The 13,488-nt window shown below is 67.9% G+C and carries 7 protein-coding genes; 4 read left to right on the top strand and 3 right to left on the bottom strand.

Going from position 1 to position 13,488, the window contains the following annotated elements; translation table 11 throughout:
* Positions 1-14 precede the first annotated feature (14 nt).
* Positions 15-2,369: a tagaturonate reductase gene (locus MQH31_RS03935; protein ID WP_243010993.1), complete on the bottom strand. Its 2,355-nt coding sequence runs from the start codon at positions 2,367-2,369 to the stop codon at positions 15-17.
* 218 nt (positions 2,370-2,587) lie between these two features.
* Here MQH31_RS03935 and MQH31_RS03930 point away from each other — a divergent pair, with 218 nt between their 5' ends.
* Positions 2,588-3,385 (top strand): IclR family transcriptional regulator, encoded by a 798-nt coding sequence (locus MQH31_RS03930; RefSeq protein ID WP_166792539.1) that lies wholly within the window; start codon positions 2,588-2,590, stop codon positions 3,383-3,385.
* 263 nt (positions 3,386-3,648) lie between these two features.
* Complete coding sequence (locus tag MQH31_RS03925; protein WP_243010992.1) at positions 3,649-5,148, top strand: HNH endonuclease signature motif containing protein; 1,500 nt, start codon at positions 3,649-3,651, stop codon at positions 5,146-5,148.
* Between the two features lie 381 nt (positions 5,149-5,529).
* Here the strand turns inward: MQH31_RS03925 and MQH31_RS03920 are convergent, their stop codons facing one another.
* Positions 5,530-6,372, bottom strand: coding sequence for an alpha/beta fold hydrolase (locus tag MQH31_RS03920; RefSeq protein WP_243010991.1), 843 nt, complete (start codon positions 6,370-6,372; stop codon positions 5,530-5,532).
* A 15-nt stretch (positions 6,373-6,387) separates the two neighbouring features.
* Positions 6,388-11,220: an NAD-glutamate dehydrogenase gene (locus MQH31_RS03915; RefSeq protein ID WP_243010990.1), complete on the bottom strand. Its 4,833-nt coding sequence runs from the start codon at positions 11,218-11,220 to the stop codon at positions 6,388-6,390.
* Positions 11,221-11,535: 315 nt separating this feature from the next.
* Between MQH31_RS03915 and MQH31_RS03910 the strand changes: the two genes are divergently transcribed.
* Both MQH31_RS03910 and MQH31_RS03905 read left to right on the top strand, forming a co-directional pair.
* Positions 11,536-12,420, top strand: coding sequence for a neutral zinc metallopeptidase (locus tag MQH31_RS03910; protein WP_243010989.1), 885 nt, complete (start codon positions 11,536-11,538; stop codon positions 12,418-12,420).
* 65 nt (positions 12,421-12,485) lie between these two features.
* Entirely contained in the window at positions 12,486-13,379 is an 894-nt protein-coding gene (locus MQH31_RS03905; protein WP_243010988.1) for a DUF4190 domain-containing protein, read from the top strand.
* Positions 13,380-13,488: the final 109 nt, after the last annotated feature.

Genomic DNA, 13,488 nt, shown 5'->3' with positions numbered 1-13,488 from the left:
GGTGATTCAGCCGATCAGGCCAGGAGCGCGATGGTCGCGCGGGCGCCGAGCGTGCGCAGGTTGTCGAGGCCGGTGGTGACCTCGGCGACGAGGCCGGGGAGTTCGGTGAGGTCGCGGCCCCAGAGCGAGTCGTCGCCGAGGATCGCTTCGACGTAGTCGGCCGTCACGTTGCTGCCGGTCGTGGTGGCCGTCGTGTATGCGGCGTGGAAGGTGGCGAGCACCTCGTCGCTGTCGACGGGGACGACGGTGACATTCGCGTCGCCGCTGTAGGTGAGCAGCAGTGCGGACAGGGCCAGGGTGACGCGGGGCGGGAAGGTGCCGACCTTCTCGTGGAAGTTGACCAGGATCGGCAGCAGACGGGACTTGTACTTCGAGATGCTGTTGAGGGCGATCGAGGCGAGCTCGTGGTGCATGAAACGGTTCTCGAAGCGTTCCTTGACGGACTCGGCGTATGCGGCGAGTTCGTCGTGCGGCAGGTCGATGACCGGGATGATCTCTTCGTACATTTCCGCGTTCACGAACTGGGAGAACTCGGGGTCGATCATCACGTCGCGCACGGTCTCGACGCCGGCGAGGCGAGCGATCGAGGCCATCGTGGTGTGCGGGGCGTTCAGCAGGAACACCTTGCGTTCGCGGTACGGCGTCATGTCGTCGGTGACGGTCACGTTGAGGCCGGCCTTCGCGAGCGGAAGGGACTCGGTCAGCGACTGCGGTCCTTCGATGACCCAGAGCAGGAACGGCTCGGCCTTGACGATCGACTGGTCGTCGTAGCCGAATTCCTCGGCGAGCTCGGCGGCGCGGTCGGCCGGGTAGCCGGGAACGATCCGGTCGACGAGGCTGGAGTAGAAGGTGTTGTCGGTGTTGACCCACTGGACGAACGCGGCGTCGAGTTCCCAGAGCGCGGCGGTCGCGAGGACGGATTCCTTGAGCTTGTCGCCGTTGTGCTCGATGAGCTCGCACGGGATGATCTGGAAGCCCTTCTTACCGAGCGAGAAGCGCTCGAAGAGGAGAGCGGTGAGCTTGCCGGGGAAGCTGTGCTGGGGCTTGTCGTCCAAACGGTCACGGTCGTCGAACGCGATGCCGGCCTCGGTCGTGTTGGAGAAGATGAACTCGATGTTGTCGTCGTTGGCGAGGTCCAGGTACTTCTGGTTGTCGACGTACGGGTTGACGGTTCCGGTGACCACGGTGATGACCTCGTGGCTCTGCACGTCCTTGCCGTCCTGCAGGCCTTCGAGGAGAACCGTGTAGAGGTTGTCCTGCTCCTCGAGGGAGGCGACGCGGCCGCCTTCGATGGGCTGGACGATCTTCACGCCGCCGTTGAAGAGGCCCTGGTTGTTCATCTGCTGCAGCTGCCAGTCGACGAACGCGCGGAGGAAGTTGCCCTCGCCGAACTGGATGGCCTTCGTGGGCAGTTCCGCGATCGCGGGAACAACGCTCTTGGACAGTCTCTGCATGGTCTTCGTGTTCCGTTCGGTAGTAGTGGCTGTGACGGTGACCTGCATGGTCGACGTCGCTCCGGGATCGAGGGTGATGAAGTGGGCGCCGACGTTGCACGTCTCTGCACAGGCGGTTTCGGTCCACTCGTCGGTGCCGTAGTCGGCGATGGCTGCGGCCTTGATGCGGCCGGCGTTCCAGACGACCGTCTGCGCGGCGCCCTGCGATACGGCGCGGAGGATGCGGTCGTTCGCCGGGTCGCTGAGTTCCAGCGCATCGGGCATCGGGTAGAGGCGATCGATTTCGTCGCCGGTGAAGCCGAGCGGCAGGAGGGAGGAGCCCTCGGTGGCCGGCTTGGTGGAGCGGTCCGTGTAGCCGAGCGTCTCGAGCCCGGTGAGGGTGCTCGTCGTGACGTCGCCGACGGCGAAGTAGGTGTGGAAGGCTTCCTCGAACGCGAACGGGGTGGCGCCGTCGTTGCGGATGGTCAGCTCGAGGCCGAGTTCGGCGCCGACGGTGACCGTGTAGCGCGCGGTGAAGGGGTGGAATCCCGCGGGAACGCCGACGCTGTCCTGGGTCAGTTCGAAGACGAGCTCGGTGGCGGCGGCGCCGGTCGCGGCGTCCAGGGTGCGGGAGTCGACGAGCGACCACGAGGAGAGGCGCGCCCAGCCGTGGTTGGGAGCGGAAGCATCCGTGCCGTTCGGGCCGAACCAGGGGAAGCAGAGAGGAACGCCGCCGCGGAGCGGGTCGGTCTCGGAGAAGACGCCGAAGGCGCTCATCCAGAGCACGGGCTTGCCGCCTGCGGGAGTCCAGTCGGCGACGTGCGCGCCGTGCAGGTAGATGAGGGCGGATGCCGCGGGTGTTGTGACTTCGATGGCGGCGAGGCCGCCGTGGCCGTCCACCAGACGGATGCCCTGTGCGAGCTCCTGGGTTGTCATGCGTACTCCTCTTTGAGGCGAGAGACGTGAGGCGAGGTGTGGCGGAGCCTGGTAACCGTTCCGCTCAGCAGAACGCATGTCCGTCAGATGAAACACTAGCACTCGCTTACAGGTTCCTTCCACCTGCTTTCACGGTAGAATTGCCGTATTGAGTTCCATCGGGCAGAACCGCCCTTTCATGGTGCACAATGCACAATCTTTGGCCGCAGGAGGACAAAATGTCAGCGACTTTGATCGACGAATCTCACACTTCGGACGAGGCGGGCGAACCCACGAAGGACAGCGCCGCGCGCAAGCTGCTCCGAGTGCTCGAAGCCGTGTCGAACCCCGGCGAAACGCACCGGTTGAGCGACCTGGTTAAGGAGACGGGCCTCTCGAAGACGAGCGTGTTCCGTCTGCTGTCCGAGCTCGTGGACGACGGCTACGTCAGTCGCACGGCGGAAGGGGCGTACGCACCGGGACGCGCGCTGCGACTCCTCGGACTACGTCTGACCGCGAGCACGGAGGATTCCGACCGCGTGCGCACCCGGCTGCAGCGCCTGCAGCAGGACGTGCACAGCACCATCCACTTCGCGCTCCGCACCGGAGACTGGGCCACCTACGTCGAGAAGATCGAGGACACCGCGCAGCCGATCCGGATGGCGTCCCGGGTCGGCGCCCAGATCCCGCTGCACTCGACCGCGATCGGAAAGGCCGTCCTGGCCTACCTCCCCGAGAGCGAGGTGCGGCGGTACGCCGTGAACACCGGGCTGCCGCGGCGCACGGACAACACCATCACGGACGTCACCCGCCTCCTCGCCGACGGTGAACTTGTACGCAATCGCGGCTACTCGATCGACGATGAGGAGAACGAGGAGCACATCCGCTGCATGGCGACGCCCGTTTTCGACACCCGGCACAATCTGCTGGGCGGAATCGGCATCACCACAATCGCACCTTTGGTGACGCAGGCGAAGCTCGAGTCGTACGCCCCCCTTCTCCTCACCGCGGCACGCGACATCATGTCCCTCGTCTAGGCCTGGATGTCATTCGTCTAGCCCTGGCCGACACGTTGGGAGCGCTTCGCGGCCACGTGGGGCTGCTGCGAGCCGACGTTCCAGACGCCCCGCTGGACTGGAGTCGCTCATCGGGGAGCCCGGTAATCTTTCCGCACGTGATCTGTCTGGACGATTGACGGCTGCCGACGTTCGCCAGGAGGCTTTCACCGGGTTTTCCACAGGTCACCTGTGGGGCGTGCGGATGCCGGTGGAATGTCGGTGGTGGTCCGTAGAGTGCCCCCATGACAGCTGAAGAACCCTCAGAATCTCACCTGGACTGCACGGCGGAACCACCGCCAGGTACCCCTCCCAGGGCCCCTGCCAACGTCCCTCCCGATGTCCCTCCCGACGTGCCTCCTGACGTCCCTCCCGACAGCTACCTCAACGCCCGCCACCTCGGCCTGGTGGAGCCGTCCTTGGCCGAGGTGTATGACGCGATCAAGGAGGCGGACCGGGAGATGAACCGGGCCGCCGCGAAGCGGGCGGCGGCGATCTATGCCGCGCAGCGGGTACTCATCGACGTCGGGCGGGCCCGAGCCGAGGCCGCCGTGCAGGCCGGCGGGCGGCGCCCGCCGTGGTCGCCGGAAGAGGCCACGAAGGAAGAGTTCACCTGCGAGGTCGGCGCCCTGCTCCGGCTGCCGCGGCGCACGACGGAGACCCTGATCGAGGCCAGCCGCACCCTCGCCGAGGAACTCCCCGCGACCCGGGAAGCCCTTGCAACCGGGGCGATCAGTTACCGGCACGCGCAGGTGATCATGGATCAGGCGTGGGGCATCACCGTCGACGGCGACCCAGAAGCGGCCGCCCGGGCCCGGGCCGTGTTCGAGGACATCCTCGTGCCCGATGCGGAGTTCCTCACCGTGGCGAAGCTCGCCGACCGGGCCCGCAGGGTCCGGGAACGCACCCACCCGGAAACCATCACCGCCCGGCACCAGAAAAGCGTCGAGGACCGACACCTGGTATTCCAGGCCCTCAACGACAGCATGGCGTCCCTGTATGTGACCGGCGACGCCGAGAAGATTCAGGCCGCCTACCACCGCACCCTCGACACCGCCCTCACCCTGCAACGCCCAGACGAGGAACGCACGCTGACCCAACTCGCCGCAGACGTACTCACCGACGTCCTGATCGGCGGGGTCACCCCGGACGGGACCGGCACAGGGGTGACCGCGCAGGTGAACGTCACCGTCCCCGTCCTCACCCTCCTCGGGAAGAGCGAGGAACCCGGGTACCTGGCCGGGTACGGGCCGATCGACCCGGACACCGCGCGGCGGCTCGCGGCGGGGGCGCCGAGCTTCACCCGGCTACTGACCCACCCCGAGACCGGGGTCGTGCTCTCGATGGGCCGCGACACCTACAAAGTCCCGGCCGCGCTCAAGAAGTGGCTGGAGGTGCGGGATGAAACCTGCACCTTCCCCGGCTGCCGCCGGTCCGCCAAACGCTCCGACGTGGACCACAGCGTGGAATGGCAGCACGGCGGGCAGACGGACGCGATGAACCTCGCCCACCTCTGTCCGTATCACCACGCGGTGAAGAGCTACACCCGGTGGACACCCCGGCACCTCGGTGACGGTCGCATCGAATGGACCTCCCCGGCCGGGTACCGCTACATCGTCGAACCCTCCGCCGACATGCGACCACCCCGGACACCCAAACCCGCACCGAAACCACCGGCCCCGGCCGTCGACGTCTGGAACCTCGACCCCGAACCCGACGACCCCGACAACCCGAACCCGTTCTAGGCCGCTCGCCCACGCGGGCTCCGCGAAACCGCCCCTTTCCGAAGAGGCGCAGTCGCACCCGGTAGATCGGAGGCCGGGCAGAGGCATCGCCGCTCCGGGTAGGCCGGCAGAAGCGCAACCCCTCCCGGCAGACCGGAGGCTGGGCAGAGACGCGACCCCTCATGGCAGACCCGAGGCCGGGCAGAAACGCAACCCCTCCCGGCAGACCCGAGGCCGGGCAGAAGCGCAACCCCTCCCGGCAGACCGGACGCCGGCCAGAAGCGCAGCCGTTCCGGGCAGACCGGGCCGAACAGAATCGCAACCCCTCCCGGCAGACCGGTGGCCGGGCGCGGAAGTTGTGACGCGGCATCCGCGCGGTGTGCGGCCCTGAGCAGAGCCTGCTCAGGAAGGGCCCCCGAGGAAGGCGACGATTCGTTCGCCGACCACCGGCCAGTCAGCACCGAGCCAGACCATGTGGCTGTCTGCGTGACTCTCGACGAGTTCGGCAGAACGGATGCTTGAGGCGAGCGAGAGGGACTGCGCGAAGGGCACTCCGCCGTCGGACCGGGTGGCGATCACGAGGGTGGGCTGATCGATCTGGGCGGTGATATCGGGGGTGGGGCGCAGGTCGTTGACAAACCCGCGTCCGGAGCTCATCCGCCGGAACAGCGCGAGGAGTCCGGCGCGGGCACCCGCGTCCAACCCGTCCAGGACCTCGCCCACCGGGCGGGTGGACAGCGCTCCCATCATCACGCGCAGACAGACGGAGGGAGCAAACCGGGCGAGCGCGTGGACCAGGCCCCAGGTGACCCTCCCGGTCACGCCGTTGAAACCGATCCGGGATGCCAGGCGAGTGACCGGGCCCGGGTACGGCAGCCAGCCGACTGCGCTGATCAGGATCAGCCGGTGGACGAGGCCGGCATGCCGCGCGGCGAACGTCGCGGCGGTCGGTCCGCCGCCGGAAATGCCGACGACGGCCGCCACCCCGGTGATGCCCAGGTGCTCGCACAGGTCACCGACGACGTCCGCGAATCCGGTCACGGTCGTCCCGGTGGACAGCGGCGTGCGCCCGTAGCCAGGTCGGGAGGGTGCGAGCACGGTGTAGCCGGCAGCGGCGAACACCTCCTCGCCGACCGCGATCCCGGCCCGGAGATGCCCGCCGTGGAAGACCACGATCACCGGGGACGCGCGAACATCGAGCCGGTACTCGACCGAACCCGCTGCCAGGCGCGTCGTCCGCAACATCCGCCCGCGGCCTGCCTACCGCCGCACGATCGAGCGCAGCAGCCGCATCGCCACCGAAAGCGACGCCATGTCGTCCTGGCCGAGGGCGTTGACCTCGTCGAACACGCTGCGTGAGCGGGCGAGCTTTTCGGCGTTGAGTGCCTCCCAGGCGAGGAGACGGTGCTCCGCACTTCCCGCATCCGTCGCCTCGAGCACGGCCGTGGTGATGTCGGCGACCGTCGAGTAGAGGTCGTCGCGCAGGGCCGCACGGGCGAGGGCCTGCCAGCGGTCCGTGCGCGGCAGCGCGGTGATGCGCTCGAGCAGGTTGTCCACGCCGAACCGGTCGTAGACCGTGTAGTAGACGGAAGCGACATCCCCGAGCTGTTCGCCGGACTGCGCCGCGATCTTCACGACGTCGAGCAGCGCGAAGGCCTCGAAGAGCTGGGTCCAGCGGTGACCGAGGCCGGAGGGCAGGCCCCACTCCTCCGCCTTGGTGAGCAGCGACCCGAGCCGGGCCTGGTCGGCGCCGCGCACGTAGTCGCCCAGGTGCGCGCGGACGAGCGCGATCTGCGGTTTGTACCGCGCCACGACCTCAGCGACCGACTGCGAACCACCGTGGTTGACCTGCCAGCGCACGGCCCGGTCGAGCAGCCGGCGGATGTCGAGGTGGATCGCCGTCCAGTGCGCCGTCGGGAACGACTTCGGCAGGGCACTGAGTTCGGCGACCATGGTCTCGAGCTCGAAGATCTCCCGCAGCGCGACGAACGCACGGGCGATCGCGGCGGGGGTCGCGCTGGTCTCCTCCATCGCCCGGAAGGCGAAGGTCACTCCCCCGAGGTTGATCATGTCGTTCGCGACGACGGTGGCGATGATCTCCCGGCGCAGCGGATGCGTGTCGAGCTCGGCGTCGAAGCGTTCGGCGAGCTGGCGTGGGAAGTACCGGCGGAGGGTGCCCCGGAACCAGGGGTCGTCCGCGAGGTCACTGTCCCGCAGCGCGGTCGCGAGCTCGATCTTGGCGTATGCGGCGAGCACCGCCAGCTCGGGCGAGGTCAGCCCGTGGCCCCGGTCGATCCGCTCGTGCAACTCCGTGGTGGTCGGCAGCGCCTCGAGCTCGCGGTTCAGGTCACCGGATGCCTCGAGCGAGTCCATCAGGCGTTCGTAGCTCGGGCTCCAGCTCGCGACCTTGACCCGGTCGTTCAGCAGCAGGATGTTCTGGTCGACGTTGTCTTCCAGGACCAGCCGGCCGACCTCGTCCGTCATCGCGGCGAGGAACTCGGGGCGTTCCTCGGGCGTGAGCCTGCCGGCCGCGACCATCCGGTCCACGAAGATCTTGATGTTGACCTCGTGGTCTGAGCAGTCCACGCCGGCGGAGTTGTCGATCGCGTCCGTGTTGAGCACCACCCCCGCCAGGGCCGCCTCGATGCGGCCGCGCTGGGTGAAGCCGAGGTTGCCGCCCTCGCCGACGACCTTGACGCGCAGGTCCCGTCCGTCGACCCGGATGGCGTCGTTCGCCTTGTCGCCGACCTGCGCCGCGGTTTCGGTGCTCGCCTTGACGTACGTACCGATGCCGCCGTTGTAGAGCAGATCCGCGGGTGCCGTGAGGATGGCGCGGAGCAGTTCCGGCGGGCTCAGGTGCGTGACGTTCTCCGGCAGTCCAAGCACCGCGCGCACCTCCGCGGAGATCGGGACCACCTTGGCCTGCCGCGGGAAGACCCCGCCGCCCGCGCTGATCAGGCTCGGATCGTAGTCCGCCCAGGAGGACCGGGGCAGTTCGAAGAGCCTTCGCCGTTCGGCGAAGGACACCGCGGGGTCGGGTTTCGGGTCGAGGAACACGTGCCGGTGGTCGAAGGCCGCGACGAGCTTGACGTGCTCGGAGAGCAGCATCCCGTTGCCGAAGACGTCGCCGGACATGTCGCCGATCCCGACGACGGTGAATTCCTCGTTCTGGGTGTCGAGGTCGAGCTCACCGAAGTGGCGCTTGACCGATTCCCAGGCGCCGCGGGCCGTGATGCCCATGGCCTTGTGGTCGTAGCCGATCGAGCCGCCGGAGGCGAACGCATCGCCGAGCCAGAAGCCGTATTCGGCGGAGAGGCCATTGGCGATGTCGGAGAACGAAGCGGTGCCCTTGTCCGCGGCGACCACGAGGTAGGAGTCGTTGTCGTCGTGGCGCACGACGTTCTCCGGCGGAACGACCTGCTCACCGGCATCCGTCAGCACGAGGTTGTCGGTCAGGTCGAGGAGGCCGCGGATGAAGGTCTTGTAGGCGTCGATGCCCTCGGCGAGCCAGGCCGCGCGGTTGACCGCGGGGTCAGGCAGCTTCTTCGCGAAGAACCCGCCCTTGGCGCCGGTCGGCACGATCACCGCGTTCTTGACCGTCTGCGCCTTGACGAGGCCGAGCACCTCGGTGCGGAAGTCTTCGCGCCGGTCCGACCAGCGCAGCCCGCCGCGGGCGACGGTGCCGAAGCGCAAGTGCACGCCCTCGACACGCGGCGAGTACACCCAGATCTCGAACATCGGCTTCGGGGACGGCAGCGCCTCGATGCGGCTCGGGTCGAGCTTGATACTCAGGTACGGCTTGTTCTGGAAGTAGTTCGTGCGCAGCGTCGCCTCGATGAGGTTCAGCAGCACCCGCAGCACCCGGTCGGCGTCGAGGGTGGCGACCTGTTCGATGGCCGCGGCGAGCTGCGCGCGCACCTCCTCGGTGCGACGGATGCGTTCGGTCTCGTCCCGCGCGGGATCGAACCGGGCCTCGAAGAGGTCCACGAGCCCGAGCGTCACAATCGGGTTGGCGAGCAGGGTGTCGCCGATGAAGTCGTAGGAGTTGGTGTTGCCCATCTGGCGCAGGTACTTGGCGTAGCTGCGGAGGATGACGACGCGGCGCCAGGGCATGCCCTCGCGCAGGACCAGGCGGTCGAGGCCGTCGGACTCGATCGCCCCGCTGACCGCTGCGCCGAAGGAGTCGGCGAGCAGTTCGCCCGTGCCGAGCGGGTCGACGCCGGCCGGGTAGCGGAGGCCGAGGTCGTAGAGGAAGAACTCGCGCGCGTCGGAGGTCTTGATTTCGAACGGGACCTCGTCGAGCACCTCGATGCCGAGGTTCTGGAAGTACGGCAGGATCTGGCTGAGGCTCTGCGACTCCATCATGTAGAGCTTCACCCGGGCATCTTCAACCGGGCGCTCGGCGGCGTTCGGCGAGAGGTACACGTGCACGCTCGGGCGCGGCGAACCCGTCACGGATGCCGCGGCATCCCGGGCCGCCGCAGTCTTCAGGCCCGCAGCGTATGCCTCGAATCGGCCGATGTCGACGAGGGCGTCCTCGACTTCGTAGTCGACCCGGTAGCTCGGCGGGAAGGCCTCGGCCCAGAGGCGAGCGAGCCTGGGGTCGTGCAGTTGCTCGGTGATCCCCTCCCCCCAGGACCGGACGGCCATGGCCAGGCGGGGCTCGAGCGCCGCGGCCGCTGCCGCGACGTCGTCGGCCGTTCCGACCGTGGCCGTCTTCGGCAGGCGGATCCGGTAGAACAGCCGGGCGAGGGTGGACTCCGTCATCCGGGCCTCGAAGTCGAGGGACTCCGCACCGAAGGTATCGGTGAGTTCCTTCTCGATCCGGAGCCGCACCGCCGTCGTGTACCGGTCGCGCGGGAAGTAGACGAGGGCGGACATGAACCGGCCGAACAGGTCCGGGCGGAGGAAGAGCCGGGTCCGCCGGCGTTCCTGCAGTCGCTGGATGGCGACGGCCGTGGCGACCAGGGTGGGCACGTCGATCTGGAAGAGCTCGTCGCGGGGGTAGGTCTCGAGAATGCCGAGCAGGTCCTTGTCGCTGTGCGAGCCCGGCGGGAAGCCGACCTCGCTCATCACGGCATCGATCTTCTCGCGCAGGATCGGGACGTCACGCACGGAGCTCGTGTACGCGCTCACGGCGAAGAGGCCGATGAAACGCTGCTCTCCGTTGACGTTGCCGTCGGCGTCGAAGCTCTTGATGCCGATGTAGTCGAAGTAGGCCGGGCGGTGCACGCTCGACCGGGAGTTGGCCTTGGTGATCACGAGGGCGCGCCGTTCGCGGGCCATTCTGCGCCCGGCATCCGTCAGGTGCTGGATCTCGTGCCCGTCCTGCACGTTGCGCAACAGGCCGAGACCGCTGTCGTCGCGGATGCTGAGCACGTCCTCGCCGTCGATGGACTCGAGGTCGTATTCGCGGTAGCCGAGGAAGGTGAAGTTGTCCTGGTCGAGCCAGTGCAGCAGGTCCCTGGCCTGCACCAGGTCCGGGATGCCCTCGGCGTGCGGCACGGTGCCGAGCGCGTCGGCGATCTCCTTGGCCTTCGAGCGCATCGGGCGCCAGTCGTCCACCGCGGCCCGCACGTCGCGGAGCACCCGCGAGATGCCCTCGACCAGGCGCTCGCTGGCCCCGACGCTCGCGCGGTCGATCTCGATCGCGATCCACGACTCGAGGTGCGGCGCGTCTTCCGCGGTGCCGAGCAGGTGGGAGATGTCGGGCATCGCGGACGTGTCACCGCTCGAGACGCCCACGTTGACCGGCATGCGGGTGACTCTGACGAGCTCGTGGGTTTCCTTGTTGCGGGTGACGATGAGCAGCGGGTGCACGACGAGGTGGATGGCCGCATGCTGGCGGACCAGCTCGGCGTTGACCGAGTCGACGAGGAACGGCATGTCGTCGGTGACGACGTAGAGGATGCTGCGATCGGCTTCGGTGCGGATCTCGACGTTCGCGGTCTTCGGCGGCCGGGTGCGGGCCACCTGCCAGTGGCTCTCCGCCCGGGCACGCAGCGTGGCGGGATCGTACTCTCGGGCATCATCCCCGAGGTGCTCGTAGTAGTCGGCGACGAAGCCGGACGAGGACCCAGAGGACGCCGCCATGGCGGACGCCTGCTCTGTAGACAATTCGGACGAGGATTTTGACGACATTGACAAAACGCACCCATTCACTTCTGGTCTCCGCTCACTGGTGAACGTGGAGAGCGGTTGGACCCCCATCGTAGTTTCGTTCCCGGATGTCCGCACATCGCCCCTCCCTCCCTCTCCCCGACGGTGTGCGACGGGACCTATCGAGCGGCTGTGAGTCTGCCTATACTCGCGAGAGTTGACATTCGGGCTCCACGCCGCGAATCGGATTCGTCGCTCCGGTCGCTTCTGAAAACACAACACACGCACTCCACAAGGGAGTCCACCGCCATGAAACTCACGTCTGCTCTGCGTGCCATCGCCCTGATGTCGGTCCTCGCCTTCGCGGGAGGAGGCGCGGTGACTGCGGTCGCCGCGACTCCCGGCGGCGGGATCGCCGCGGCATCCGCCGGCCAGGGTCCGGCCCGCAGCACGGTACCGGGCGGGGCGCTCCAGGCCGCCGTCGGCTCAGCGCCCTCGGCGATCACGCCGACGGGCACCTCGGGGACGCCGGGAATCGGGGGCGGGCCGACGGCCAATATCGCGGGGTCGAGCGGCACGATGAAGGACTTCCTCGTATCGGTGCTCGGCGACGTGGATGCCTACTGGACCGGCGTCTGGACGGACGACGGCCGCCCCGCACCCTTCGTGACGTATGCTTTCCCCGCAGCGGGCGAAGTCGTGCCGTCGCTGTGCGCTCCGGGTTTCTCCGACGACATGAGCGCGTACTACTGCCTGTACGACGACAAGATCACGGTGTCGCAGAGCCTCGCCCAGAAGATCTGGGACGGCACCCTGTATGCGAACACGGACGGCACCAGGACACACACCACCGGGGACTTCTCGGTGGCCTACGTGGTCGCGCACGAGTACGCGCATGAGCTGCAGAACGAGCTCGGCATTTTCACCTCGGCCGGCTCGATCTACCCGGTCTACAAGATCGAACTGCACGCCGACTGCTGGGCCGGGGTCTGGGCGAAGTCGGCGGAGGATGAGGGGATCCTCGACGCGGGCGACATTATGGAGGCCGGCCAGACGACCCTCGACCTCGGCGACTACGCGTTCGACAACCCGCAGCACCACGGAACCCCCGAGCAGCGGAACGAGGCCTTCCTCGCCGGGTACGACGGCGGCAGCGAGGGGTCGTGCGACGGCTGGCTGAACGACACGTACTGAAGACTCCCCTAAGTGGGGGTAGTCAGGAGTAGTTGAAAATAGCGGGACGCTGCAAGGCTGGATGCATGTCCGATTCACAGCAAACATTGAGTTCACCCCCAGAATTCGGCGGAAGCAACGTTCCACCCGCACCCCCGGTGCCCCCGGTCGGTCCCGCGCCGCTCGCGCCCGCAAAGAACACCTTCGGCCTGGTCTCCCTCATCGTCGGCGCCGTCGCCTTCGTGGGTGCGTTCATCCCGATCATCAACTACGTGTCCGGGTTCGCGGCGATCGCCGGGCTCGTCTTCGGAATCATCGCCGTGACCAGGAAAGGCAAGCCGAAGGGGCTCGCGAAGGGCGGGATCGCGGCATCCGCTGTCGCGCTTCTGCTCTCGATCGTGCTCGCGATCGTCTACACGATCGGCTTCGTCGCCGCCGTCAATGACGCCCAGCATGTGAAAGCCGGTGCCTCGTCGGGCGATTCGTCCGGCAACAGCCTGACCGATCCCACCGAGGTTCCCTCGAACGAGGGCGAGGTTGGAACCCGCACGAACCCGGCCCCGATCGGCACGACGATCGCGACCACCGCCAACGGCGAACCGGAGTACGAGATCACCCTCGGCGCCCCGACCCTCAATGCCGACGCGATCGTCGCCGCTGAGAACCAGTTCAACGACGCCGCACCCGCCGGCATGCAGTACGCCATGCTGCCGATCACGGTCACCTATCAGGGCACCAAGACCGGCACCCCGTGGATGGACCTCGACGTGTCCTTCGTGTCGGCTGCCGGCACCACCCACAGTGAGATGGACAGTTCGGTCGTCGGCCCCGCGCCGCTGTCCGACATCAACGAGCTCTACCCGGCCGGAACGGCGACCGGCAACGTCGTGATCGCCATCCCGACAGCGGATGCCGCGACCGGCACCTGGGTCATCTCGCAGTCGTTCAGTGACGAGAAGTTCTACTCGGCAGCACAGTAGGCTCACCCGGACCGTTCAGTTGCGGAGAAGGCACCCTCGTCGCCACGGCGAGGGTGCCTTCTCCGTAATTCAGCGACCCGGGCGGCACCGGTTGCGACCCACGACGGCA

The organism is Cryobacterium zhongshanensis, assembly GCF_022760445.1.
GTDB classification, from domain to species: domain Bacteria; phylum Actinomycetota; class Actinomycetes; order Actinomycetales; family Microbacteriaceae; genus Cryobacterium; species Cryobacterium algoricola.
The sequence above is the reverse complement of the archived record's forward strand: the minus strand, read 5'-3'. Positions and strand labels throughout refer to the sequence as shown.